Annotated in this window: 20 protein-coding genes and 8 pseudogenes; 17 read left to right on the top strand and 11 right to left on the bottom strand. The window is 66.9% G+C overall.

Annotated elements, in window-relative coordinates; genetic code table 11:
- Window positions 1-237 precede the first annotated feature (237 nt).
- Both OHS16_RS00150 and OHS16_RS32010 read left to right on the top strand, forming a co-directional pair.
- Window positions 238-1194 carry an SDR family NAD(P)-dependent oxidoreductase gene (locus OHS16_RS00150; RefSeq protein ID WP_328535067.1) on the top strand — a complete coding sequence of 319 codons (957 nt, stop codon included), beginning with the start codon at window positions 238-240 and terminating at the stop codon, window positions 1192-1194.
- A pseudogene (locus tag OHS16_RS32010) lies at window positions 1164-1361 on the top strand (hypothetical protein); the annotation flags it as partial. The gene OHS16_RS00150 and the pseudogene OHS16_RS32010, both read left to right, overlap by 31 nt.
- Here the strand turns inward: OHS16_RS32010 and OHS16_RS00140 are convergent.
- Window positions 1360-1963: pseudogene (locus OHS16_RS00140) on the bottom strand (IS6 family transposase); the annotation flags it as partial. The pseudogenes OHS16_RS32010 and OHS16_RS00140 sit on opposite strands and share 2 nt — an antisense overlap.
- 77 nt (window positions 1964-2040) lie before the next feature.
- Here OHS16_RS00140 and OHS16_RS00135 point away from each other — a divergent pair.
- Window positions 2041-2316, top strand: a complete 276-nt coding sequence (locus tag OHS16_RS00135) for a hypothetical protein (protein WP_328535065.1) — start codon at window positions 2041-2043, stop codon at window positions 2314-2316.
- Window positions 2317-2773: 457 nt separating this feature from the next.
- Here OHS16_RS00135 and OHS16_RS00130 read toward each other — a convergent pair whose 3' ends face one another.
- A complete protein-coding gene (locus OHS16_RS00130; protein WP_443042724.1) occupies window positions 2774-3988 on the bottom strand; it encodes a DUF3533 domain-containing protein in 1215 nt (404 codons plus the stop codon).
- 875 nt (window positions 3989-4863) lie between these two features.
- Between OHS16_RS00130 and OHS16_RS00115 the strand changes: the two are divergent.
- Both OHS16_RS00115 and OHS16_RS00110 read left to right on the top strand, forming a co-directional pair.
- Window positions 4864-5139, top strand: a pseudogene (locus tag OHS16_RS00115) (transposase); the annotation flags it as partial.
- A gap of 124 nt (window positions 5140-5263) precedes the next feature.
- Window positions 5264-6031, top strand: a pseudogene (locus OHS16_RS00110) (zinc-binding dehydrogenase); the annotation flags it as partial.
- Window positions 6032-6069: 38 nt separating this feature from the next.
- Here OHS16_RS00110 and OHS16_RS00105 read toward each other — a convergent pair.
- Window positions 6070-6210 carry a hypothetical protein gene (locus OHS16_RS00105; protein ID WP_328535063.1) on the bottom strand — a complete coding sequence of 47 codons (141 nt, stop codon included), beginning with the start codon at window positions 6208-6210 and terminating at the stop codon, window positions 6070-6072.
- Window positions 6211-6221: 11 nt separating this feature from the next.
- On the opposite strand from OHS16_RS00105, the pseudogene OHS16_RS32005 reads away from it, so the two are divergent.
- A pseudogene (locus OHS16_RS32005) lies at window positions 6222-6395 on the top strand (hypothetical protein); the annotation flags it as partial.
- A gap of 445 nt (window positions 6396-6840) precedes the next feature.
- On the opposite strand, the gene OHS16_RS00095 reads toward OHS16_RS32005, so the two are convergent.
- Window positions 6841-7023, bottom strand: a complete 183-nt coding sequence (locus OHS16_RS00095) for a hypothetical protein (protein ID WP_328535061.1) — start codon at window positions 7021-7023, stop codon at window positions 6841-6843.
- Window positions 7024-7059: 36 nt separating this feature from the next.
- Window positions 7060-7536: a diadenosine tetraphosphate hydrolase gene (locus OHS16_RS00090; RefSeq protein WP_328535060.1), complete on the bottom strand. Its 477-nt coding sequence runs from the start codon at window positions 7534-7536 to the stop codon at window positions 7060-7062.
- 576 nt (window positions 7537-8112) lie between these two features.
- Here OHS16_RS00090 and OHS16_RS00085 point away from each other — a divergent pair.
- Both OHS16_RS00085 and OHS16_RS00080 read left to right on the top strand, forming a co-directional pair.
- Window positions 8113-8755, top strand: a pseudogene (locus OHS16_RS00085) (dienelactone hydrolase family protein).
- Entirely contained in the window at window positions 8752-9300 is a 549-nt protein-coding gene (locus OHS16_RS00080; protein WP_328535059.1) for a GNAT family N-acetyltransferase, read from the top strand. Before OHS16_RS00085 ends, OHS16_RS00080 begins: the two are co-directional and overlap by 4 nt.
- Window positions 9301-9530: 230 nt before the next feature.
- Here OHS16_RS00080 and OHS16_RS00075 read toward each other — a convergent pair whose 3' ends face one another.
- On the bottom strand, window positions 9531-10118 hold the full coding sequence (locus tag OHS16_RS00075) for a hypothetical protein (protein ID WP_328535058.1): 588 nt from the start codon (window positions 10116-10118) through the stop codon (window positions 9531-9533).
- Between the two features lie 851 nt (window positions 10119-10969).
- Between OHS16_RS00075 and OHS16_RS00070 the strand changes: the two genes are divergently transcribed.
- From OHS16_RS00070 to OHS16_RS00050, 5 genes are all read left to right on the top strand, one after another.
- A complete protein-coding gene (locus OHS16_RS00070; protein WP_328535057.1) occupies window positions 10970-12121 on the top strand; it encodes a DUF4132 domain-containing protein in 1152 nt (383 codons plus the stop codon).
- Window positions 12122-12346: 225 nt separating this feature from the next.
- Window positions 12347-12553 (top strand): hypothetical protein, encoded by a 207-nt coding sequence (locus OHS16_RS00065; protein WP_328535056.1) that lies wholly within the window; start codon window positions 12347-12349, stop codon window positions 12551-12553.
- 116 nt (window positions 12554-12669) lie between these two features.
- Window positions 12670-13107: a DUF6233 domain-containing protein gene (locus OHS16_RS00060; protein WP_328535055.1), complete on the top strand. Its 438-nt coding sequence runs from the start codon at window positions 12670-12672 to the stop codon at window positions 13105-13107.
- Between the two features lie 84 nt (window positions 13108-13191).
- Window positions 13192-14052, top strand: a complete 861-nt coding sequence (locus tag OHS16_RS00055) for an alpha/beta fold hydrolase (RefSeq protein ID WP_328540657.1) — start codon at window positions 13192-13194, stop codon at window positions 14050-14052.
- Window positions 14053-14228: 176 nt separating this feature from the next.
- Entirely contained in the window at window positions 14229-14372 is a 144-nt protein-coding gene (locus tag OHS16_RS00050) for a hypothetical protein (protein ID WP_328535054.1), read from the top strand.
- 55 nt (window positions 14373-14427) lie between these two features.
- Here the strand turns inward: OHS16_RS00050 and OHS16_RS00045 are convergent, their stop codons facing one another.
- The 3 genes and pseudogenes from OHS16_RS00045 to OHS16_RS00035 all read right to left on the bottom strand — a co-directional run.
- On the bottom strand, window positions 14428-14811 hold the full coding sequence (locus OHS16_RS00045; RefSeq protein WP_328540656.1) for a DoxX family protein: 384 nt from the start codon (window positions 14809-14811) through the stop codon (window positions 14428-14430).
- Between the two features lie 436 nt (window positions 14812-15247).
- Window positions 15248-15604, bottom strand: coding sequence for a hypothetical protein (locus OHS16_RS00040; RefSeq protein WP_328535053.1), 357 nt, complete (start codon window positions 15602-15604; stop codon window positions 15248-15250).
- Between the two features lie 414 nt (window positions 15605-16018).
- Window positions 16019-16333, bottom strand: a pseudogene (locus tag OHS16_RS00035) (NF041680 family putative transposase); the annotation flags it as partial.
- A 124-nt stretch (window positions 16334-16457) separates the two neighbouring features.
- Between OHS16_RS00035 and OHS16_RS00030 the strand changes: the two are divergent.
- Window positions 16458-16883 (top strand): VOC family protein, encoded by a 426-nt coding sequence (locus OHS16_RS00030; RefSeq protein ID WP_328535052.1) that lies wholly within the window; start codon window positions 16458-16460, stop codon window positions 16881-16883.
- A gap of 154 nt (window positions 16884-17037) precedes the next feature.
- Here the strand turns inward: OHS16_RS00030 and OHS16_RS00025 are convergent, their stop codons facing one another.
- Window positions 17038-17616 (bottom strand): GNAT family N-acetyltransferase, encoded by a 579-nt coding sequence (locus tag OHS16_RS00025; RefSeq protein WP_328535051.1) that lies wholly within the window; start codon window positions 17614-17616, stop codon window positions 17038-17040.
- 638 nt (window positions 17617-18254) lie between these two features.
- Between OHS16_RS00025 and OHS16_RS00015 the strand changes: the two genes are divergently transcribed.
- From OHS16_RS00015 to OHS16_RS32000, 3 genes and pseudogenes are all read left to right on the top strand, one after another.
- Complete coding sequence (locus OHS16_RS00015) at window positions 18255-18869, top strand: DinB family protein (RefSeq protein WP_328535050.1); 615 nt, start codon at window positions 18255-18257, stop codon at window positions 18867-18869.
- Between the two features lie 671 nt (window positions 18870-19540).
- Window positions 19541-19786, top strand: a complete 246-nt coding sequence (locus tag OHS16_RS00010; RefSeq protein WP_328535049.1) for a hypothetical protein — start codon at window positions 19541-19543, stop codon at window positions 19784-19786.
- Between the two features lie 549 nt (window positions 19787-20335).
- Window positions 20336-20756: pseudogene (locus OHS16_RS32000) on the top strand (SCO2400 family protein); the annotation flags it as partial.
- Between the two features lie 776 nt (window positions 20757-21532).
- On the opposite strand, the gene OHS16_RS00005 reads toward OHS16_RS32000, so the two are convergent.
- Window positions 21533-24121, bottom strand: a complete 2589-nt coding sequence (locus OHS16_RS00005; protein WP_443042528.1) for a Helicase associated domain protein — start codon at window positions 24119-24121, stop codon at window positions 21533-21535.
- Window positions 24122-24523: the final 402 nt, after the last annotated feature.

The following is a 24523-nucleotide window of genomic DNA, read 5'->3' as shown; positions in this document are numbered from 1 at the left end:
GGAGCAGGTCCTCGACATCGCCCGGCACCCCCCCTCGTTGCGGCATCTTGCCAGGCAACCGCCCCTCGTCACCGAAACAGGCGGAGCGCCCCGCTTTCCGGACGGCGAGTTCGACCGTTACGTAGGCGGGCGCCGCCCGACCCCGATCGCCGAGTCGCCGAACGCGCATGGCGGACGAGCTACAGACTTCGTGCGGCTCGGTTTTCTGAAGTCATTTCCAGTCAGGAGATTCAACTCATGTCCGTACCTCACAGCCCTCTCTCCTTCGGGCCGAGCACCACAGCCGCCGAGGTGATCGACGGTGTCGACCTGCACGGCCGCCGGGCCGTGGTGACCGGAGCCAGTTCCGGAATCGGGGTGGAGACGGTCCGGGTGCTCGCCGCGGCGGGCGCCGACGTCACCCTGGCCGTGCGGGACACCGCATCGGGGGCCCGCGTGGCGGCACGCCTGGAAGAGGAACTGCCCTCCGAAGCAGGTAAGTTGACCGTGCGGCGGCTCGATCTGGCCGACCGGTCGACGGCCGCGGAGTTCGTGGCGGCCTGGCATGGCCCGCTGCACATCCTGGTCAACAATGCGGGAGTGATGGCCACGCCGCAGCTCACCCGTACACCTGACGGGCAGGAATGGCAGTTCGCCGTCAACCACCTGGGCCACTTCGCCCTCGCCACCGGCCTCCGTCCGGCGCTCGCAGCGGCGAAGGGTGCACGGGTCGTATCGGTGAGCTCCCTCGGCCATCTCTTCTCACCGGTCGTCTTCGACGACCTGGCCTACCGCTTCCGTCCGTACGACCCGTGGACCTCCTACGGGCAGTCGAAGACCGCCAACGCCCTCTTCGCTGTCGGTGCCGCCGAGCGATGGGCCGACGACGGCGTCACCGCCAACGCGGTGATGCCGGGCAACATCGCGGACACGTCCCTGGCCCGGCACATCGACATGGAGCAGGTGGCCGCCTTTATCGCCTCGGGTGAACTCGCACTGCCGCCCGGCAAGACGGTGGAGCAGGGTGCCGCGACCTCGGTACTGCTGGCCGCCTCACCGACGGCGGAGGGCATCACCGGCCGCTATTTCGAGGACTGTGCGCAGGCCGAGCTGGTTGCCGAGCGAGCCGGTGCCCCCGCCGGCGTCGCGCCGTACGCCCTGGACCGGGACAACGCGGCTCGTCTGTGGGCCGTATCCGAGGCTCTCGTCCGCTAACGATCCACGCTGCGGGTGTGACCTCGGGACGTGATCACTGGGCCCGGCTGCGCCGTCAGCTGTGGCGGCCTCCGCGCGCCCATGGCGCGCACCCGCGTGAGCGTGTGGTCGGCCCGCTCGAGCTGTTCCACGACCTGGTCGTGGTGGTGCTGGTCGCCCAGGCCGCCCACCGCTTGGCCGGGCACCTGACCTGGCGTGGTCTGGGTGAGTTCGCCACGGTGTCGCGCTGGTGTGGATCGCCTGGTTGTTCAGGCCCTTGTGCGATCGGTGCTCCACCGACGGCATCGCCTCGCGGTGGGCCGCGCCGTAGGAGCGGAGTTTGTCCGTGACGATCACCCGCGGAACCGCCCTGGTCTTCTTCATCAGGCGGCGGAAGAACCGCCTGGCCGCAGCCGTGTCCCGCCGGTTCTGCACCAGGATGTCCAGGACGTTGCCGTCCTGGTCGACGGCCCGCCACAGATACTTCAGCTCGCCGGTGATCCTGACGAAGACCTCGTCCAGATGCCACTTGTCGCCTGGCCGGGGCCGGGGCCGGGGCCGGGGCCAGCGGCGGCGAAGCGCGTTGGCGCACGCCCGGCCGAACTTCAGACACCAGCGGCGCACCGGTCTCGTAGGAGACGATGACGCCGCCCTGGAGCATCAGCTCCTCGACCTCGCGGAAGCTGAGCGGGAACCGGAAGTACAGCCACACGCAGTGCGAGATCACATCGACCGGGTACCGGTGACCCCCTGCACGACGGCGACCCGTCCCCCACGGAGAACCTAACAGGCGCGTGGCTGCTGCTGAATCCCGGACGCTGATCGAGGACTACCTCTCGGTCTGGCACGCGATCACGCCGGGCACGGGTGCCCCATCTCCGGATTCGCCGCCAACTGGGGCGCGAGCCCGACCAGGCCGCCCGCGCTCACGACGTCTTCGCCAACGGGGTACCGAACCGCGCCGCTCGGCTGGCCACCGGCGAGGAAGACGGCCTTGCGCAGTTCTGCACCAAGGTCGGTGCCGTTGTCCTCGCCCGCGCCACCCAGGGCGCCCCGATCTCCGAAGAACTGCTCCAGGCCGCACGCACCGCTCTCACCGAGAGCGGCATCGGGCAGCCCGAACCGCAGCAGCGCACGGACTGACCCAGGGGCCGGGTCCGGCGTCAGCTCGCGACGCGCGGCCGGACCGGGCGCCGACGCAGCCGTCCGCAGACCACGGGCCCGCAGTTCGGCCTCGGGGAAGCGCCCCCGGTGCAGGCTGCCGAGCAGGTCGCTGGCCGTGCGGTAGTGCTGGTGCCGTAGTGCGAGCGCGGCAGCGACACGGTGGTCCCGATGTTCGCATCGGCTACGTCGACGTGCACGCGGCCATCGAAGACCACTCGCGTCTGGCCCGCGCCCGAGATCTGGCCCGACGACCGCGGTTCCCACCGACCGAGGCGGACACCCGCGCCGACACGCCGGACCACGTCCGCCGCGGCTCCGGGCCGCTCAGGGCACACGCGATTCCGCGTCCTCGGCCCGCTCTGCACCGCCACGGTGTTCGCCAGCACGCAGGGGGACCTGGCAGCAATTGCGGTGCACGCAGCGCCCGGCGCCCCGTTCAAGCGGCCCGCGGAGTCAGTCGGTGAAGCCCCTTGCGGTCGTAGTAGCGAGTCATGGCGAACCCGAAGAGCAAGGCGGTGGCGATGCCGATCGCGATCATGCTCCAGCCGCGGCTCAGCCCCGCGTCGGCCCGAGCATCGAAGTAGAGGATGGCCCGCACGCCGTCGCTCAGCTGACGCATCGGTTCGAACAGTGCCAGGAAGCGGTAGAAAACAGGAACGGCCTGCAGGGGCACCGTTGCCCCGGAGGACGGCAGGGCCAGTGCGATGAACACGAACATGGACACCACCTGGCCGATCCCGCCGAAGGCAGCGTTGATGGCCTGCACCCCCAGGCCCACAGCCAGGCTCGCGCAGAAGGAGAAGGCCCACAGCAGCGGTAGGTGCGAGGCGTCCATGCCCAGGATCGCAACCGTAGTGATCAGAATCAGGCTGGTGGTGAGCACAGCGATACCCGCGGTCATGAGCATCTTCAGCAGGAGCGTCTGCGTGCGGCTGATCGGGACCGTCGGCCGCCGGCTGTGCCAGGGCCCGATCTCGTTGTCGGTGTAGCCCAGGCCTGCGTCGACCCCATTGTTGATGACGTTCCCGCCCACGAACGCGCCGAGTACCAGGAGCAGCGTGTAGTAAAAGGCCGTCAGGCCCACGCCGCTGTGCCGGCCGATTGGACGGCCCACCTGGGTGGCGACGGTGACCGGGTCGGCCAGGAGCACGCGGAGCCTGGTGTCGGAGCCCTTCCCGGTTGCCTGGGCCGTCAGCTGCCGGCCGATCGTCAAGGACGCCTGGTGAGCAGCGCCCTGGGTGATCTGGCTGGCCAGTGAGGAGCCCAGGCTCCCCAGCCCGGGGTTGGTCAGGACGGTGAGGGCGGGCCGTACCGCAGCCCGAGGGGTCGTCAACGCCGCCACCGATGCGGTGAAATCCGCTGGGACGATCAGAGCGCCGTAGATCTTGCCCGACGCCAGCTGGTCCTGCATCTGGGCCTGGTCGATTCGGCGCCACTGCACAGTGCCCGCTGGGGTCGATGCGATGACTGCCCGGCTCAACTGCTCGCCCAGGGTTTGGCGTTGTCCTGGCAGCGATGGGCCCTGGTCCGTATCGACCAGGGCGATCGGGAGGTGGTGCAGGTTCCCCCTCAAGTTGAGAATGCCACCCATGTAGAGCAGCGACAGGAACAGTGCCACCAGCGCGGACAGGATGGTCGGCACGAGCCAAATTTTGCCGCGACGTGCCACAACGGCGGCGCGTGCACGTGGCTGCTGCTGCCCGGAACCCGCTGAGGTCATGGCACTCCATCAGGTATCCCGGTCCTGTGCTGTCCCGGACCTGGCTGTCGTCTTGAGGCCGCACACACGTGCCCCTGGCGCTCACGCGTTCGCAGTGCGTACGCACCGGTCGCGCCTACAGCGACCATATCCCCATGGCTGCCAACGCCCCTCCCGACACGACCGCGGCCGCGCCCACCAGCCGGGGCCGATGTCGGAGGCCCTGATGCCAACGGCGCTCGCGCGCTTGTTGATCTGAAGGCCGTTCGGGGCCGGCCGGGGATCGAGGTTGTGCGGGGCGAGCAGTGCGGTGCGGCGCAGGGAGCCTCGATGCTCTGCCCGGCACTCACGACGAGCAGCGCATGCGATCCGGCGCCGACCAGTCCGAGCGCGCCCCGTCTGCTCACGGACGGGCGGGCCAGTGCGGGTGCGACGAGCCCGTACGGATTGGACGGTTCCGGTTCGGTTTGCCCCGTGTCCGTGGCCAGGACCGAGCGCAGGGTGCGGGAGCATCCAGGATGTGGCGGTTGCGCAGGCAGTCGCGGTGGGCGGCGACGCAGGTCTCCACGGCTCGGCCGAGGCCCTGCCACAGATGGAACCGGTCTGCGACCTGCAAGGCGTCGGGGGCCCGCGCCGGGCCCCCTCGGCGTAGGCGCCCGCCCGGTCCCGGCAGATAATCTCCACGCCGGGGTGGCGGATCAGCCACGCGGCCAGCGGCCCGGCTTCACGCGTCGGGAGGACATCGACCACGCGATGATCTTCGACACTGGTCAAGACTGCTGTCCCATTTCCACATGGGACACGAATCCCACGCTGCCGAATCCACACCGGTCCGCCCTCACGCTGACAAGGCATACGACGTCCCTCACCTGCGTAAATGGCTGTGGGGCAAGCACATCGGAGTCCGGATTGCCCGCAAGGGAGTCGAGTCCAGCGAGCGGCTCGGCCGACGCAGATGGGTCACCGAGCGCACCATGTCCTGGCTGACTGGCTACCGCAGACTCAACCACCGCTACGAGCGGAATCCAGGCAACTACCTGGCCTTTCTCGGACTCGCCGCCACGCTCTGCTGCTACAGACGGTTCCTCAACCTCACCATGTAGGACATGGTCTAAGCCGGACGAGATAGCGCCGGAGGAGAAGAACCTCGTGCGTAAGCAGCGCGACCGGCCAGTGGAGGTACTGGCCGGGGGACCACAAGGCACGCCACAGTCACCGTGACACGGGTACAGCGACGCCGCCGGAGTCATCGACGCCGTGGGCCCCCAAGTCGACGCCCACCGCGTCGGACAACGGGTCTGGGTATACGGCGCCCAGTCCTACCGCCCCTTCGGCACCGCCGCCCAGTACACCGTCGTACCTGACCACCAAGCCGGACCTCTGCCCGACCACCTCAGTGACGAGCTGGGGGCGAGCTTCGGCATCTCCGGCATCACCGCCCACCGCGCCGTCTTCGCCGACGGCCCGGTCGACGGCCAACTGGTTCTGGTCCACGGAGTTCTCGGCGGCGTCGGCTCCCTGGCCGCCCAGCTCGCTCGCTGGGCCGGCGCCACCGTGATCGCCACCGTCCGCCGCACCGCGGACCTCAACCACGTCGACCCGGCCGTCGCCCACGCCATCGCCCTGGACACTGGCGACCCCGCCGCTTCCATCCGCGCGTACGCGCCGCAGGGCGTCGACCGGATCATCGAGGTCGCGCTGTCCGACAACGCCGATCTCGACAACGCCGTCGCTGCCAACAACGCCGTCATCGCCGCCTACGCCACCCGCTCGGACCGCACTGAGATCCCCTTCTGGCCTTTGCTGTTCAACAACGTCACCCTGCGGCTGCTCGGCAGCGACGACTTTCCCGGCGAGGCCAAGCGCCAGCCCGCCCGCGACCTCACCTCCGCCGCCGTCGGCGACTGTTACCCGCTGGACGACATCGCCAAGGCTCACGACCGCGTCGACGCCGGCGGTGCCCACGGCCGCATCCTGCTCACCATCCCCCGATAGCGCAGACTCGGAACACTGCCCTGCTCAACTGCCTAGCTCTACGGGTCGGCCCGTCGCGCTGCCAAGTATTCGGACCAGTTCCCGCCGGCGAGGGTGGCCCAGCGTTCGGCTGTCTTGGGGTGGATGCCGAGCAGGTCGGCGATGACCATGGGCGGCAGGTCTATCAGGGCGTCCATCATGGCGGTGTTCCGTGCAGCGCGGGCGGGCAGACCGTGGTGTCTCAAGGTGTCGGCGAGGCCGAGGGGGTTGCGCGGACGTCCAGGGCTGTGACCGGGCAAGAGGTGAAGGCGTCGACCTTGACTGGAAGAGGGACTTCTACCGGGGCACCGACGCGGGCAGGAAGGAACTCGCCAAGGATGTGTGCGCCATGGCCAACACCGTCGGGGGCCTGGTCGTCGTCGGCGTAGACGACGGTAAGCAGGATCAGCTCTTCATCGCCTCGTCCTCGTCCAACAGCTCCAAGTCCGACTCGGGACCCGCGGACTGAAAGCCTTCTGGTGCACCTACTGCGAGGACTACACCCACATCAAATCCGTCGTCAACGTCACCACCACCGACCCCGAGAAGACCGCCCTGACCTCCGTGCTCGACACCTGCAGCTCCTGAGACCCCGGCACGACGCGAGCAGCGTGAAGCGGTCTCGACAGCTGCAGTACTGGGGCCAGTAGCCCCGTGACCTACGGCGTCTGATGGCCATCCGCGCGCAGTTCACGCGGGTGGCCATCGGCGGTGTGCTGTCGTCACAGGGTCGTAGAGGGTCGCGGCCTGCAAGGTGGCGTGGTTGCTGTCCCGACCCTCGGCTTTCAGCGTCAGGGGGGTGGCCTCGTGACTGGCGCAGCGGGGGATGCGGAGGCGGGGCTGGCGAGAGCGATGAGGGAGAGCGCGGCCGCACCGCGCAGCAGGTGGTTGATCACGCCCGACTTCATACCGGTCAGGTCGCGCTCCGCCGGCTGGGCCGCAGCGAGCCCACCCGCCTGGGGGTACATGCTCACTGCAGAACGGGACCTCTTCGCCACACGACTTGGGGCTTAGCCGTGGGTCAAGCAGTCCAGTTCGCTGCTGATCGCATCCCGCAGCACATCGTGTTGCGGGCCAAGCCTGAACTGCTCGTCACTCCACCGGTCACGCGGATACAGCCACACCGGCTTGCCTACTAGCTCGGCCGGCTCCCATTCGAATCGCGGCCAGACATGGGCATGCAAGAACGGGTCTGTGTTGCCAAGGATCTCCAGGTTGACCCGGCGGAAGCCGGGGTCCAGCCGCCGGCAGGCCCGCTCAACCGCTTCTCCGAGTTGGTCCATGTTGGACAGAAACGACAGTCGCTTGGCCCTAGGCAGGTCAGATAGCCGTTGAACATCCGGTTCGTCCGCGAGGAGAACTGAATACCCGGGCAGAAACTGAACGTCGCCGATCGCGGCGAAGCCAGAGTCAAGCCGCCGCAGCACAGTCGGATTCTGGCCCCGCAGAGCAGCCCCGATCCTGTCCATCCGCCAGTCACCAGTCATGGCCCGAACCTACCCACAGGTGATCAAGACCTGCTCTTCGCCCCCACCCACCGAGCCGAATAGCGCAGGGTTGAAACACCGACTCTTCCCCAGTCGCACGGTCGCTCGTGCTGCCGCACACCCCATGGATGGTCCGCTGCTGGCTGGCTCTCCGTTCTGACCCGCTACTGCACCTGGAAGTGTTCGCGGGCGTACGCGCGCAGCTCCTTCATGGGCTGCTCAGGTCGTCCGTCAAGGCGGCTGATCAATGCACACGCCAGGTCAACGCAGCGCGTCGACGCCGAGGTCACGGCCGAAGCTCTTCGCCCTGCACAGCACCCTCGCGTTCCAACCGAACCCACGGATCTACCGACCTGAAGCAGACCGGTGTCCCTGCGGGTTCAGGCTGAAGGACCTTCGGTTTCCTTGAACCCACGGGGATCAAAGGGGATCGCCGAGATAAGCTCAAAAGGGGCGGGATGATCTTGAAGCCCCGAGCGCCGGGCCCGTCCCGTATTTCAGAGGGACACCTACGCTGTTCTGCCAGCGACAGAACACCGGCCGGACAGGGCTCGACGATCACTACAGTCCAGTCTCATGACGACGATTACGACGCGTACGGTCGAGTACTCGGCCGACGGTTTGACGATGATCGGGCACCTCGCGCTCCCGGCCGGTGTCGACCGCCGGCCCGCAGTGCTGCTCGGGCCAGAGGGCATGGGGCTCAGCGACGTCGAGTGCCGCCGGGCCGATGCTCTCGCCGAGCTGGGGTATGTAGCGCTGGCCTTCGACCTTCACGGCGGGCGCTATTTGGGTGACCCCGAGGAGATGCTGGCCCGTTGCATGCCACTGCTCGCTGATCCCGACCGGATGCGACGCATCGGCCATGCGGCGCTCGACGAGTTGCGCACCGAAACCCGGACCGACCCCGACCGGACCGCCGCCATCGGCTACGGCACCGGGGTCGGAAGACCCGATCATGCCGCCCGCGCAACGGAACGCGTTCACCGCCGAGATGCAGGCCGCGGGCGTCGACTGGCGCCTCACTGTCTACGGCGGCGCCTTGCACGCCTTCCATCACCCGCCGGTCGACCACCCCTTGGCCCCCGGCGTCGGCTACCACCCACAGCACGCGCAGCGAGCCTGGCGCGACGTCGTCGACTTGCTGGCCGAGTGCCTGCCCGTGACGGAGTTTCCCTGCGGATCCCGCTCATCAGCTGCGATAGGTTGCCCGCCATGACTGAGCTCGGACCCGTTGCCTGGCCACCTTCCCCGATAAGGACCGAACGGCTCGTGCTCCGCGAGTCCGAGGTCCGGGACCGTGCGGCATTCATTGAACTGTTCGCCTTGCCAGAGGTGCGCACCTATCTCGGTGGCCCTCGACCGCGTGACGAGCTCGAACGCGCGGTGCCTGAACTGCCCGGTCGGCGCCCTGGCCTTTTCGTGATCGATCTCGACGGAGCGATGATCGGCTCGATCACGCTGGATCGGCGCGACGCGGAGCGTCCAGGGCCCGTCCGTCCGGACGCCGGGGAGGCGGAGCTCGGCTATATGTTCCTGCCGGAGGCGTGGGGATGCGGGTATGCCGCCGAGGCGTGCGCGGCGGCGCTCGGCTGGTTCGCCAACGTGCTTCCTGGCAAGCCGGTGGTGCTCTGCACTCAGACTGCCAACGTCCGCTCGATGCGCCTCGCGGCGAAGTTGGGGTTCACCGAGGTGCAACGGTTCGAGGAGTGGGGCGCCGAGCAGTGGTTCGGCGTGTGGTCCCCGGCCACGGTGCCTGGTTGAGCTTGGACTTGGGCCTGCCTGGCGGCCTTCGAGGGCAGCGCCGGCGGATGAAGTGGCGAAGCAGCGAGTGGGAGACGCAGACTTCGTAGTCGTCCATGAGCCACAGCCATATCGGGGGTTGGGGAACATCGGAACGAAAACTGGCGCTAAGCCTTGATCAGTCCTGGTGGACGGCTGACGGAGCGTCGGAGACCGGACCCGTCTGAAGTCTTCCCACGGATAACGCCCTATTATCTGCGGGAGTGTGTCTGCCCTTCCCACAAGGCGCGCATTGCCTCTTCGATCGGCGCCAGCGGGTCCTTTCCCGACATGGTCGATAGGGCAGTGCCGAACTTCTGACGAGCGTTGCGTAGTTCACCGAGCATGGTGCCCAGAGTGGCCCGGCTGTTGTTGGGCTGTACGACCGAGTGCGCCGCAGCCTCCACAGCTTTGATGGCCTCGCTGTAGGCGTGAACTGGCTTTGGCATGCGCCCGTAAGCGGCCTGCCACGCAGCGGTCAGATGCTCGCCAGCAGAGCCAGCAGAGCCAGCAGAGCCAGCAGAGCCAGCAGAGCCAGCAGAGCCAGCAGAGCCAGCAGAGCCAGCAGAGCCAGTCTGAGACGTCGCTTCGGCGACAGTCTGTTGTACGGCGTCGCCCACGGCTGGCATGACGCGCTCTTCCAAGCGGTCGCCTGTGTCCGCCACGCGATACGCCGACCCTCCCTCGTTCAAAATCCTCACGAGGGCATCAACCCAGCCCTTGGACAGGCGGCCCTCGCCAATGAGGTCCAGCACCTGGTCCACCACGTCGAGCAGAGCGTCATCGGTGGAGCTGGTCAAAGGTTCGAGGTACCTGGCGACGCCTGAATGCTCCTGAGATGGAGGGAGACGCAGTCAGCAGAAGGACGGTGCGGACCGCCTCCGTGTCAACTCCTCCACGGAACCCGAACGCTTCGGACACCCACGACTGCAAGGGTTCGACGAGGTACTGGGGCGCCCCCTCATGCGGTCCGTCGAAGGTGGGCGCGGATCTTCCTGTACGGACGGAGAAACGAGGACGCGATGGCATGGTCATAGCGGGACGGTACCGGCGGCCTTGAGCGCCTTGCACTGCATATCGCACCAGATCATCGTGGCGCGGGCAGCGAAGCAGGGGTGTCGCTCGGCAGCAAGGAGTCGCGGCCGGCTGCCAGCTCCGGCAGGTACTTTGTCCGCCCGTCCTGCTACAGCACTTCGCCCCGGCACGGGCGTTGATCGGCTCGTACCAGGGCGGGCAGGAGTTCAGCGGCGTTATTGGCCGCTGCTGACTTCAAACTCCTCTCCGGTTTCATCAGTAACCGAGATTCCCTGCCAGAAGTTGACCCTCACGCCCTTGTGGCTGCTCGAGCCTGGAGCTTGATCTGCAAAGGCGGGTCCTGCCAACGACAACGCAGCCACCGTGAGGGCAAGAGCGGCGATCGCACGCGTAGTGATCTTCATGGGCTGCTAACGAGTCCAGGTATGAGCGGTCACGGAGGCGCCTTCTTGGCCCTGTTCTCGTATAGCTACCGCCAGGTGGCGTCTAGCGCTGAGTAACTACTTGCGGCTGCGGCGACAAGGGCGGTGTCGGGCCCCATCATGGCCGCCCCTGACTCCTCGCGCGCCTGACGAACGGCGCTGCTCGTGTCAGTGCCCTGGGGCAGGATCGAAGGATGACCGATCTTGTACAGAACCCGTTCGACCCCGGAAACGACTGGAGCAATCGCACACGGCACCGATTCACTGGCTTGTCAGCAGAGCTGACTGACCTGGTCCTGCACTTGGGCACCACCTCCGAGTTCTGGGACTACCGCTACAAGGTCGACACCGTCTGGAAGCGTCGAGCCAAGGCCCTGCTCAAGACATCCGGCGCCCGCGAGCTGGTCCAGTACGCTGTCCGGGAACTGGCCCAGTCAGGCTCCTTCCACGGAATGACCGATCCGCGACACGTCATCAGAGAGCTCGGACAGGCGAAGCCGCCTTCCCCGGCTCGGAGCCTGGCGATCGGTGCAACGCTCGCCGCAGGCTGGCTCGCTGGGGATACAAGCGAACTCGCCGATAACCTCGCAGTGGTGGGCCGGAAGAACGCACAGGCCATGGACACCTATTACCGGGTGGACGACGACATCGCTGGCGCCGCATTCATGGCCCTGGGCGAACTGCCCGGCCGGGACGCATTGGAGGAACTATGGGCACTGCACTATTGGGTCGTCCCGGCCCGGCACTCGCACAAGGTCCTGGTGAAGTCCGTAAAGAAGGCCGCCACCCGCGCCGGGGTCCCGCCCCACGAGCTGGCCGAACGCACCGTGCCGCGTCATGGACTGGAACCGGACGGGACGCTGACGCTCGGCTGGATCGGGCGCGGCGCACGCTGGTGGAACGCCGCGCTTGACGCGGTCATCACGGTCCACGACAGCGGGCAGGTGACCGTCGACTGGATAGACGACGAGAAAGCAACGCGCACGCGCACCACGGCACCTTTCCGATCCCCCACCGGCTACAAGACGCGGACCCGAGCCGAAAGCGTCGACGGGGTGCGGCTTCACGCTCAAGACATAGTGAAGACCCTGGCCGCAGAGCGGCTCCGACTCACCACCGCGGCCTTTGAAAAGCGCACCTGGCTCTGGTCGGACTGGTCGCGGTACTACCGTGACCACCCGATCACCAGCGTCGTCACGCGTTCGTTGGAATGGGAGTACGAGACACCTGGCGAACACGGCTACCGGCACCTCGGCACCAGTGCCGCCGGCGTCGAGATCGAGCCCACAGCACGGGTCCGGCTGCGGCCCGCCGGCCCCGGATCAATCACCGGCCGAGCTGCCTGAGCTGGGCACCGGGGCCGACGCGGAACGCCCAGTATTGTGCGGCAGCGGCCACACGGTGGCGTTCCTCGGGATCGAAGGGTCTCGAGAGTCCCGTCGAGGGCGGGGCAAGAACGTGGTCACTCTGGGAGTGGCGTCCAGCGATCATTAATCGAACACGCGCACCCTTGCCGTGTGACCATGTACCCCTTTCCTGATGATCTCCGGGCAGCTCAGACGGAGCTCCATGTGACTCGTGCTGCGTATGAGGCGCTGTTGCGGGAGCTGCCGCGGTCGGTGGAGCCGGTCGAGGCGGTGGAGGACAGGGAGCACTGGTATCGGCGCAACCATCCGCTCCCGGCGTCGCCCGGGTACACATCCGAGCAGCGCCAGCAGGTTGAGGATCTGCACGCCCGGCTGCTCGATACGTCGGCCCGGGTCGGCACCCACCCGTGATTGGGGGAGCCCGGGCGGCGGCCTTGTGCGAGGCCCGGATGCGGCTCAAGGCCGTCACCGGGCCTGCCGGGGCGGCGACGTAGATGGCGGCCGGTCCGCCGCCGAGCATCACGGTCGTGCTCCCGGATCGGCAGGAGATCCGGGGGCGTCTGTATGCCCGACGGCAGGTGGAGAGCGGTGAGTGGCGCTACCAGGTCGGGGTGCCGATGTGGCGCCACGAGCAGGCGGAGGTCATCGCGGCCGAGTACCGGGTGTGGGTGTCTCCGGAGCAGTTGCGGCCGCTCGAAGGTGTCCGGTACGACCAGGTGCCTATCCGCGGTCTGCCGCCGGATCAGGAGCCGGCTCCGGCCGGCCCGCGGTGGGGATGGCGCGTCGTGCCGCTGCTCGACAACCGCCGCAGGACGCTCGGTCAGGTCGTCCATGTCCACGACTGCACCGAGGCAGAGGGTGGGCGCGACGCCGACCTGGACGAAGCGCTCGACGCGTTGCGCCGGCCGGGAGGCCAGGCATGCCAGGAGTGCGCTGCGGCAGAGGCGCTACTGCCGCTTCAGTGAGGGACTGCCGGAGCGCGCGCTCAGCTTGTTCTTTAACATTTGGCGGAGCCTCATGACGCTGGTAGGTTCTCCGCGGTGACTTTGATGGAGACGCAGGGCCTCGTGTCGATGACCGACGAGGCGCAGTTACGTTGGATGGCGCTGGGGGACACGACTCGGCAGCCGCCCGTGGTCATGCTCCATGGTGGTCCGGGGCTGCCGGACTATCTGGGCGATGTCGCCCCCATGGTCGCGGACCTCGCGCCCGTGTACCGGTACGACCAGCGTGGCACGGGCCAATCCCCGTGGCGGGGCCGCCATTCCTTCGCCCGGCATGTCGACGATCTCGCCGAGCTGCTCGACGCATGGGACGTGCCCAAGGTCGTACTGATTGGGCACTCCTACGGCACTGACCTGGCGAGCCGGTTCTGTCTGACGCACTCTGACCGGGTTGCCGCGATGATGCTGATGTGCGGGCCATTCGTCGGTGATTGGCGTACCGGGGATCGGGCGGAGCGCGGCCGTCGTATGTCCGCAGCGCAGCAGGAGCGGCTACGCGACTTGGAGGAGTTGCCGCACCGCACGGAGGAGCAGGAAGTCGAGCTGCTCACGCTGGCTTGGTTCACCGACCACTCCGATCGCGAACAGGGGTGGCACTGGGCCGCGCAGGGTGCCCGGCGGCGTCGCCCCGTCAACTGGGCTATGAACGGTGAACTTGGCAGGGAAGGACGTGCGGACCCGCTCGATGAGCATCTTGCCGAGCTGCGCTTGTGCCTGCCCGCGCGAACGGAGCTTCTCGGTGGGGCCGACGATCCCCGCCCTATGTCGGCTCTTGAATCACTCGCGCTCCGGCTCAGTCTTCCGCTGACGCTGATCGAGGGCGCTGGGCACGAGCCCTGGTTGGAGCAGCACGACGCCGTGCGTGCGCACCTTCGGCGATTCGTGCAAGGCACGGTGGGCGCATAGGGCTTCGATCGGTTTGCCGGCTGGCCTCATTCCAGGTTGTCGGCGCTGCAGCGGATCCGGTGCCGAAATGGACCTCGAACTAGGCCGCTCACCTGGGGATTCGCCGGACATGGGGGGGCTTCGTCTGATCCTGTGCTCCGACCACGGTGCACGTGACCAAGACGAAGGCTGTGAGGGTGAGTCTGCTGCCAGATGCTGTCCGGAGGGAAGCGTTCGCTGAAGCGACGCGCTTCCGGGGCGAGTTCTACGAGTGTCTGACCGCCCGGTGCGATGAGTTGTTCGAGCTGATGGACGCGGTGCTGTGCGCGGACGGTGCGTGAAGTCTCCGCCTTCCCCGAGCGGGGCTGGCTGGCCGGACACTGTCGTTGCCGCCGGTCAGCCGGTGAAGGACTCGGGTCCGAAGCGGCCCCACGCAATGAATGCTGCAAGCGCGAGATAGATCAGGTTCAGCATCACGAACTTGGCTTCGCCGCGTCGGCCGTGGGTGATCATCGCGCCGATCATCAGCAAGACCCAGCAGACGGCAGTCACCGGCACCAGGACCGGTGCGATGTCGAGGGCGGCGGGCAGGATCAGGCCTGCCGCGGCCAGGATCTCGAGGACGCCGAGGGTCTTGACGAAGCGGGCGCTGGCGTCTCCGGTCCATCCCCCGCCCGGGGCCGCAGCCAGTCTTTCCTTGGGCACGAATGTCTTGGTGATGCCGCCGGCCAGGGCCACTGCGGCCAGCAGTCCGGCAGCGATCCACAGCGCGAGGTTCATCATCTACTCCTTGATCGAGGATTGCCTGCACCTCGTACGACGAGACAGGAACCCCGCCCGTGACATCTGCGAACCCCCGGGCATGTGAAGGCGGGCGGCGCGCACGGCCTCCCTGGGCATGTCCTCATCCCGGCCATCAGTGAGCGGGAGCAATCCGAGCTGCAGCATCAGGAACCGGACGCTTTCTGACCGGCTCGTAGTGACCGGTGCGTTCTGGCCCGCCCGTTCTTCGAAGCCTGGTCAGCGTTGACGGCGGTCGGTCAACGCTGAACTGTTCGCCTCTCCCCCGGACTTGCGTCAGCGGCATCATGGGGAGCCGCTGGCTTTCCCGTTTGAGAGGCACCGTCGAACTGGTCGTCGGCGAAGTACGCTCCTGGCACCACGCACCATGGATCTGGGTCGACCTCACCTGCGCCCTGCAATGACGAGCCGGGCATCAGGACTCGGCGGCGGCACTCTCACGTTCGGCGAGGAACATGTCGAGCAGTTCGAAGAGCACCTTGAGGACGTGTGTTTCCCGCTCCGGCGAGAGGTCCCATCCGCCGTTCCAGCCGGGGATGGCCACCTGCAGGATCTGGGCTTCCCAGACGAGGTTGCCGCTGGCCTCGTAATTTCTCATCAACCACTCGCGCCAGCCGTCCAGGCCGGCCCCGCCGTGACGGCGGGCCGCCTGTTCGTAACCCACTATGAAGGCCACCACACCGGTCAGGGACGGGCGGCCGATGAACATACCGGTCCGTTTGGCGAACTGGGCGAAGTACTCACGCTCGCTCATGTCGATCAGTGTTGTCACCCCAGAATCCTGCTGTCCCCTGCACCAGCTGTCGACCAGCAGCACCAACTGGGCCACGTACCTCAGGCACCCTCGCCAATTGCCCGGGCAACTCACGACGATCCAATACGTGATGCCGTCAGTAAACCGTGGTGGGAACAGGCTTGTAGCTTGATTGCCATCACAGTGGCATTGATCGACTCGACTTGGCCTTCTCTCCACCGCCGGCTGGCTGCGGTACCTTGCCCCGGAACTCGATCCGCTGCTGCTTTTGGATCCCGAGGGTGTCCCCTGGGGACCGAAGAGCACGTCCTTCATCACAGACCGTCTGGTCACTACTGCTCACGCAGTAGTCGAGCGGGGCGCGAAGTTAGTCGTGGTGCCCTGCAATACCGCCACTGTCACTGCGATCGACGCCCTGCGCCGGGAGTTCGAGAAGGACTGCCAGCAGAGGTCGATGTCCGCTTCGGTTGCGTCGGTGCGCGACCACCACAGCCAGACCGGCTTGTTGACTCCGCCGCTGGGCAGCTTCTCCACGACAAGACGGATGACGGTGCTCTCGATGACGGGCAGCGGCCCGCCGTGGTCGAGCCACGCGGCCCGGCGGGTTAGCCGCGGGTGCAGCCGGTCCCACGCCTGCGCGGTCGCCTTCCCGTAGAGCCGGGTGTCCGTGCCCGTCACGGCCTGCTCGGTGCCCCAGGTTGCGGGATCGCCGAAGACGAACTCGCCGCCGTGCTTGGGTGGCCGGCCGCCCTTGGGGTGGGCGGTGGAACTCTTCGCGGGATGGTGTCGGACCCCGCATCTGTAGGACAGGACACGTCCGGGCGGCTGGTGTTTCCGCCTCCTGGGAACTACGGCCCATAGGCTGCGTCACATGAACGTTGCCTTCATCACGAGTACGGCGGTCGTTGTCGCTGACCCGCCGCAGAGCCGCAAACTCTTCATTGACGCCCTTGGGCTCCCGCTGGTGGGTGAAGGCGATGGCTACTACTCCAGTGGGAGCATTCCGGGCAGTAAGCACTTCGGCGTGTGGCCGCTCTCGCAGGCAGCCGAGGCGTGCTTTGGCACGGCGGCGTGGCCCGCCGACCGGGTGGTCCCTCAGGCGTCGATCGAGTTCGAGGTCGAGGATGCAGATGCTGTCGCAGCGGCTGGCGGGGAGCTTGAGCGCGCGGGCTTCGACCTGCTTCACCCAGCCCGTACGGAGCCGTGGGGACAGACGGTGACCCGGCTTCTCACGGACGATGGCTTGATCGTCGGTATCTCCTATGCCCCCTCGCTTCACGACGAAGAACGGGCCTGAGCTTCGAGTTCCACGCGCCGTAGGAGTGCGGTGACCTGTTCCGCGGGAGTGGTTTGCGGGAGATGATCATGCACGGCATCGGCAACGTCCTGTTCCCCGTACGCGCGGGGATGGTCCCGTGGCTGTAAGGACGAGCTTTGATGTCGCGTCGGTGTCATCGGCCGTCCGCACGAGTGCTGTGTGTCGTGGTCGGGAGGTCGTCGGGCAGCAGGGAGAAGAGGATCAGGTCGACCCGGCCGGTGTGAACGTAACCTGCGTTTCGCAAGATGCCTTCACGGTGAAAGCCGGCTTTGAGCGCGGCTTTCTGGGAAGCGGTGTTCTCGGTCGCGGCTCGGAGCTCCAGACGCTGGAACTGCTGGTCGGTCAGAAGCCACCGAGCCAGGGCCCGAGTGGCTTCGGCGGCTGTGCCGTTGCCGCGCGCCCAGGGGGAAATCCAGTAGCCGACCTCGGTCACCCGAGCTCGCCAGTCGGTCTTCTTCAGCCCGGTGGTGCCCATCAGCCGCCCGGTGTGGGAGTCGGTGATCGCAAAGTGGATGCCGTCGCCGGATTCGCGAAGGGCGGGGGCCACTGCCGTGCACCAAGCGGTGGCGTCGTCCAGGGTGTAGGGCTGAGGGAGGGGGAGCCATTGCTGGGTGAGCGGGTCCGAGCAGCTCACTTGGGTGTCGCGGATATCGCTGCTGCTGAATGGGCGAAGGGTCAGTCCATCGGTATGGAGCACCGTCTCGGGGAACATGTGTGGCTCCGCTCATTCCTGATCACTGGCGCGGAAGACGGTAACAGTGCCAGCCCGGACTTCTGTCTCAGCGAACCTAGGCGCGCGACTGAGGGCGCTGGGGGTGCTGGGTGGCTGTACCGGCTGGGGTGGATCGTGCAGAGCCATGTAGCGAGTTGTCGTCCGTAGACGCGGTGCACGGACGCTGTCGGCGTCCGCTGCGGGACTGTGTGACGGGCCGATTCGAGGAGGTCGCTCCGGTGCACGTTTCGCTGGTCGCGCGGTCAGCGTCACTTCCCGGGCTGGTACTGGGCAGCGACGACCGGGCGGCACGTCGGCTTCGAGTCGTGGCTGGAGCGGGACCGGCTGCTGCTGATGGATTTCGACCCGAGCGTGGTGGGGATCGGCTCGCAGCCGTTCTGCACGCCTTCTTCCCTCGCGATACCATCCCTCCGCCACGCAACCCCGGGGACACCGACGCCGAGACACGACGGAGCCTGATCGCCCCCTACTTGCTCTACTGCTGAGGTTGGAATCGTGGCGTCTGAAGGGGGACATTCCTTGCTCAACGCGGTACGCCTCGGGCACGCAGTATCCATAACGCACCAGTGCTGGCAGCAGGTTGAGGCCGCAGACGACGCATGACAGGCTCATGCCCCGTGATCGATGATTTCGCGAAAGACTACCTACACAACGATCTGCGAGTGATTCGCGAGGCGATGCTCTGGAAGCTCGACGGGCTCGGCGAGTACGACATCCGCCGCCCCGTGACCTCGACGGGCACGAACCTTCTCGGCCTGGTCAAGCACCTGTCGATTTGGGAGTCCAGGTACTTCGGCGAGGTCTTCGACCGGCCGTTCCCCGAACCTCTGCCCCGGTGGGACGATGCCGGGGAACGAGGTGCGGACATGTGGGCGACCGAGCACGAGACGCGCGAGGAGATCGTCGACCGTTACCGTCGCGTCTGGGAGCACTCAGACGCGACGATCACCGCCCTCGCCATCGATTCTCCCGGCTACGTGCCCTGGTGGCCACGCCCCAACGTGAAACTGTTCAACATCCTGGTCCACATACTCACCGAGACCAGCCGGCACGCCGGACACGCCGACATCCTGCGCGAACAACTCGACAAGTCGACAGGCACAACAGCCCAGTACGCGGCTCCACAACGCGACGCGGCCTTTTGGGAAGCCCAGTGCGCAGAGATCGAGCGAGCCGCCAAAGCGGCCGTCACCAATCCCGATCACACTGGTCCCTACGACACCACGCTTTGAAGGTCAGCGGGCCCCATCGGTCCAGGCACCGACCTTTCGTCTCAACTAACCAAGTCCACCCGTCTCATCCAACCTAGTCCACGCAGGTCAGCGTCGCGTGGACGACTAGCTTCCTTGAGACAGGACATGCCCAGAGACGCGTTGCCGCATCGAGGTGGCATGCCTTCTGAGTGGTACGTCGTACGCGCGCCTTGTGACCCCCTGAGACCGGCCCTGTCCGTGCGGGTGCCTCCGGTCAGCACGGGTAGGGCCGCCAACTCCGCTCCCTATCAAATCCTGGGCTGGTCGGGCGCGTTCGGAGCGGCTACCCCATCTGCACAGCGAACCCCCTGATCAAGTCAACTGGAGGTTCGGGGCGTTGATCGTCTGCGTGTTCGACCTGTCGCAGCGTGTTAATCTGAACGGGACGCGGTAAAACGCGTCCACCCCCCTTTTCGAAGGGGGTAGAGACTCGATGAGCAGTCCTCCATCGAGACCCGCCAGATGTCTTCTGTACCGGGCCGTCGCCCCGGAAAACGAAGCGACGTGAGCTATGTCGTAAAGGCTGCACGACAGAACTCGACCAGGCCCCCTCCTTGTGGACGGGGGGCCTCTCAAGCCCGCCCGTTCAAAGGGGGGTCGGTCGAGTCTGTCTTGGCCGGTCCCCTCCTCCATTAGTCGAGGAAGAATAAGTGACCGGTAATCAGAAGAAACTGATCGCAGTTGCCTGCTGCGTGATCACGTCCCTGCTTCTCGCCGATGCCTGCAAGGACGTGACCGCCGCGCTTGGCGCATCGACACTCGCCAGCGTCTCTGCTGGCGGAGGGGCGTTCGGCTTGTCCTGCGGCCTGGGGCTGCTGGGCACCAGCCTGTTCACCTATACCGACAGTCCGCCGACGCCCCCCGGCCCGAATCAGCCGGGGGCGCCCACGACGTGACTACCGGATCGGACAGGCGCCGCTCGCACAGTTCACGTCCGTGGAGTCCTCGATCGAGGTCACCGAGGAGGAGTTGAACTCTTCCTCGGTGATCCGCTCCTATGGGCTCTGCGGGCGGGTCTGTCAGGCATCAGGGGCGTGCCCTTCAGGTCCGGCAGTCACGACTCGATGAACTTCATCGCCTCGTACTTCCCTCCGGAAGTTCACCGTGAACGAGACCGCGTTGTCCGCCCACTCGGCCTGGTACATGGGAAGGTGAGCGCCGAGTTGAGCACGATCTCGTCCGCCGACCCGCAGCGCAACTCGACCCCCGCCCGGCCTTCGGTGCCTCCCCGGCGTAGGGCCAAGCGATACCTCTCGCCCGAGGGTCCCGGTGGCTGTGATCAGGACCACGGACTCGCATGTCACCTGGAAGTTCGCGCGTTGAGGCGGAGAATCCGCACAGGAGCGCCACATCGGCCTCACAGGGTCTTTCGAAGACGCCGTTACCGTTGCAGGCTGCTCGATCCCACGCTCGATCCCTCGTGCAAAACCGTCAGGAAGAAGCGGATGGACTACTGCTCCTCGTGTCGTCGGCACCTCAACGGAGCCCTGGTGTGCCCGGGTTGCGGTGCTTACGCCCCGGACATAGCGCCGTTGATCGAAGGCGGCCGCACCGTCCCGGCCCTGGCAGCCCCAGTGCTCTGGCCGGAGGTGGCGGCGACACCGGGGACCGACGCGTACGGCGCCCACGACGACGCCGGCAGTATTTTCGACGATGCCGACGGTGATTTCGAGGGCGCCGACAATGATGCCAAGGGTCCGGCACCCGCGCCGCAGGGGCGGGCGGCCCGGCGCCGACAGCGGGCCCGCTGGAAGAAGAACCAGCGCCGAGCCGTGGTCGCGACCGCCGTCGCGCTCGTCGGCGGCGGTCTGACCGTCGCATCGATGGACAGCGGTTCCGGCCACCGCGCCCAGGCGTCGACGGCCACGGACCTCTCGAGCGTGGGCACCGATGAGCAGCCGACGGACCAGACCGCCGAGCTCCCGCCGGCCGGGAAGGGCAAGCACCGGAAGCCCTCGACCACGAGCTCCCAGCCCTCCACGACCGGCACCTCGCAACATCGTCCCGAACCCTCCGCGACCCACACGGACTCGGCAGGGGCGCAGCCCTACACGGGCGCCGCCCCGCACACGACGACGAAGGCTGCCGCGCAGCGGACCGCGTTCACACCCTCCGCCGACACGACCACCGGCACCAGTACGCCGGCGACCCAGTCACCCGCCCCGACGGCCCGGGATCGGGAACAACGGGATCTTCAGGCACATCGGGCACATCGGGCACATCGGGCACTTCGCATACTTCGTCTTCGGGATCTCCGGGCTCTGTGGGAACATCCCAGTCGAGCTCCACACCGGCGGCGACCTCTCCGTCGGGGATCTGTGTGCTCGGGCTGATCTGCCTGAGCTGACCCCCCCTACCGGCTCAACTGGTCGAGCTGTGCTTCACCCCGACCTACGGTGTCCTCATCGGTCTGCACCCGGTGTGAGATCACCGAAAGCCGACTCCCTCCTGACGAACACCAGCACCCTCGCCCCCGCCGGGACTGCCAACCTTCCTGATCGGTCAGCCTCCCGACCCGGTCAGAGAGCGGACTCCAGCAGCCGCTGGGCCAAATGCTGCAACAGCCCGCCTCGCCGTCAGTAGCAGGACCTCCCACTGAGGCGGGCCCGCCGGCTGCGCCTCATCTCCCTCTTCGCCGCCACTCATGCCACCCAGTCGAGTCCGAGGTTGGCGAGGGCGGTGAGTTGTTGTTCGTTTAGGCGGTCGCGTCTGCTCTTTTGGTTGCTGAGAAACACACCTAGACGAACATTCGTTCCATCGGGCATCTCCTCAACGTGTGCTCTGCCGACCACGGTCTTCCCCTCCCTGGCGATGTATTGCTGGAGGGCTGCTACGCCCCTGGTGAAGGCGTCGGTGCTCTTCCCTGTCTCCGCGCGGGTCTTCGCACCGGGCTGCCGCGGTGCCTTCTTGGCCCGTACGGCGGGTTTCACGCCGAGGGCGTCCAGGCGCCGCTGTTGCTCGGGGTTGAGCTGTGTCCAGTCCCGCTTCTGCCGTGTGGTCCAGCGTCCGATGTCGTCGCCGCGGTAAGTAACGCCGGGTTGGATGTCCTCGAGCTTCCCCCCGGCCTCCAGCAGGGCAGCCAGACCCACGTGGTGGCGTTGCCAGTCCACAGTCCACCCCAACAGTCCGGGGTTCCAGTCGGGGTCGATCGCGGCGAGCTGCTCGCCGCGTCGCTGCGCCCGCCCGGGGTCTTTGCCGAGCCCGCCGGGCCGGCGGAGGTTGGTCAGCCATTGCCCCACGGGCTTGTCCAAAGCAGTGGCGTGCCGCGGGGCGGCCAGGGTCCCAGCTTCGGCGTAGTAGGCGCGGGCCGCGGCGAGGTTCTCCTCGAACCCGGCGTCAGCGGTGTCCCACACCATCCCGAGCTCCTCCAGCTCGTCCGCCCGGGTGCTGGGCATAGTCCCGGCCCGGTACGCCCTTCGCTGATCTGACAGCCACCTGCCCAGTGGATACGCGCCCTCCTGGTGCCCGTAGGGCACATCGAGACTGTCTTCCCGCTCTTGGTAGCGGCGTGCGGCGTCGTACCCGCGGGCCCAGTCCTGGCGTTCGGTGTCGAGGACGTGGAACTTGACCCACTTGGCGACCATCACCGGATCCCGGGGGGCCGCGAAGCGCAGCAGCAGCCGCGACTCCTCTGCGCCTTCCTCTGGTTCCGGGCCGATGTTTTCCGACGGATCTACAACCCGCTTCTGTCCTTCTTGAGGAATTGCGAGCATCTCGATGGCACGTTCATCATGCGCCCGAAGCCCTTCAAGGACCTTCACCAAGGGGCGATACGAAGCGGAGGTGAACATGTCTTCCGGCTGCTCACCCGGCGCCAGAAACACGGGCACGATCAGTGTCGCAATCTTCCCCTGCCCAGGTTTCTGACGTAGTGCCCGACCGATGGCCTGAACGATATCGACCGCGGACCCCTTCGAGTCCAACAGGGCCACACTGTCCACCGCTCGAATATCCACACCCTCGTTCAGAACACGACAATTCGAAAGGACCGCACGCCCCGCCCTGCGCCCGAAGTCGGCGAGCACGGAGCGCCGGTGGTCCATCTCGTGCTCACCGCCCAGCCAGTTCGCCCACACCTTCTCCGGATACCGCTCCGGATCCGAGGCGTGCAACCGCTGCGCGACCCGGGGCAGTCCCTTCGCGAACGCACTGGCTTCTATGGTCCGGTGGTGGAAGGTGATGGTGGTCTGGAGCTGATGGGCTCTCATAGTCTCCAGCAGCGCGGCCTGCAGGGCGCCCATCCGCTCACCGCGGACCTGTTCCTCCCGGCCCTCTTCGCCGGCCAGGCGGGCCGGGGTCACGAGAGGATCCCTCAACTCGGCCACCACAATCTGGTAGCGCGCGAGCAGCCCGCGCGAGACCGCTGACGCCAGCGACAGCTCGTACACCACAGGGCCGTAGATTTTCGGATCGTCCATAGAACAGGCCAACTCCCGAGGCAACCGATCCCACCCCTCAAAGGGCCCCCCGGTCGCCGAGACGGCCCGCTCAAGCCGTCGCGGCGGACGCTCCTTCCAGATCCGAGGGGTCGCGGTCATATAGAGCCGGCGCATCGCCGGAATGACCTCCTGGTCATGAACCGCAGCCCACGCCTTACCTGCCGAGCCACTGGTGCGGTGGGCCTCATCAACGACCACAAGGTCAAAGACGTCCATGGGAAGCCCATACGCACCCTCATGCGCCTCCGCCAGCACCGGCAGGGAGGCGTAGGTGGCGTAGACCGTCACCGGTCCGCTCCCGTGCCACAGCGCCAACTGCGGCGCACTGGTAGTGGATCGCACATCCAGATCCCACATGTACGGGTCATCGTCCAGCGAGCACACCGCCACAGCCGGACCCGTATGCCCGGCAGAGCGCCACTCCCGCACTGTCTGCGTCAGCAGATCCAAGGTCGGAAGCAACACCAGGACACGCCCGTTGCGTGCCAGACGCAGCGCAGCATGGGCGGCAATGAAAGTCTTCCCGGTACCGCACGCCGCCACTACCGTGGCCCGCAGACCATCGCAAGGAATCCGCTTGCCCGGAGGGATATCAAGACCGCACACCACGGCGTCAACAGCTTCAATCTGATGAGGCCGCAGCGTGATCTTTTCCGGATTCGACATATCCGTACTCCAAGAATCGAGAGGGGTGACGGTCCCTGACGGAGGGGGTAGCGATTTACTCGGGATTCTACACAGTGCATCTTCGCACACTGATACAGATCCACGATGATAATGCGCGAGTCCCACTCTAGCGCAGCTGTATATGCTCGTGATGTTTTTCGGGTAGACTTGTTCACGCACTGACCACCTCATGCGGAGGTGAGAGGGCATCAGGGGTGAATGGAGCGAAGCGGAGTTCGAACCCCGACACCCGGGTGCCGGCATCCGGGTCGAGTGACGTCCCGTCAACATCTGAGAGTGGCTTGTTCTTCGGGATCCTACACAGACCCGCAGTGATGCACCCACCCTGCCCTGTAGCCAGCCGTTCCGGCGGAGCCGGAACAGGCAGGGGAGCGAAGCGGACCTGCCCGTCTTTCAGGAATTTAAGCGAAGCGTAATTCCCATTCCTGGCGAGCCAGGAATAAAAGGTGCGAAGCACCTTTCACGAATTGCGAAGCAATTCGTTTTCCTTGCACATCGCGCAGCGAT

The organism is Streptomyces sp. NBC_00344, assembly GCF_036088315.1.
In the GTDB taxonomy this organism is placed as follows: Bacteria; Actinomycetota; Actinomycetes; order Streptomycetales; family Streptomycetaceae; genus Streptomyces.
The sequence above is the reverse complement of the archived record's forward strand: the minus strand, read 5'-3'. Positions and strand labels throughout refer to the sequence as shown.

What these genes read in the sequence shown, in the direction of transcription:
- OHS16_RS00150 (WP_328535067.1), top strand. Translation starts at nt 238, where the DNA reads ATGTCCGTACCTCACAGCCCTCTCTCCTTCGGGCCGAGCACCACAGCC.
- OHS16_RS00105 (WP_328535063.1), bottom strand. Translation starts at nt 6,210, where the DNA reads ATGATGGACGCCCTGATAGACCTGCCGCCCATGGTCATCGCCGACCTG.
- OHS16_RS00090 (WP_328535060.1), bottom strand. Translation starts at nt 7,536, where the DNA reads ATGACTGGTGACTGGCGGATGGACAGGATCGGGGCTGCTCTGCGGGGC.
- OHS16_RS00080 (WP_328535059.1), top strand. Translation starts at nt 8,752, where the DNA reads ATGACTGAGCTCGGACCCGTTGCCTGGCCACCTTCCCCGATAAGGACC.
- OHS16_RS00070 (WP_328535057.1), top strand. Translation starts at nt 10,970, where the DNA reads ATGACCGATCTTGTACAGAACCCGTTCGACCCCGGAAACGACTGGAGC.
- OHS16_RS00055 (WP_328540657.1), top strand. Translation starts at nt 13,192, where the DNA reads ATGGAGACGCAGGGCCTCGTGTCGATGACCGACGAGGCGCAGTTACGT.
- OHS16_RS00045 (WP_328540656.1), bottom strand. Translation starts at nt 14,811, where the DNA reads ATGAACCTCGCGCTGTGGATCGCTGCCGGACTGCTGGCCGCAGTGGCC.
- OHS16_RS00030 (WP_328535052.1), top strand. Translation starts at nt 16,458, where the DNA reads ATGAACGTTGCCTTCATCACGAGTACGGCGGTCGTTGTCGCTGACCCG.
- OHS16_RS00025 (WP_328535051.1), bottom strand. Translation starts at nt 17,616, where the DNA reads ATGTTCCCCGAGACGGTGCTCCATACCGATGGACTGACCCTTCGCCCA.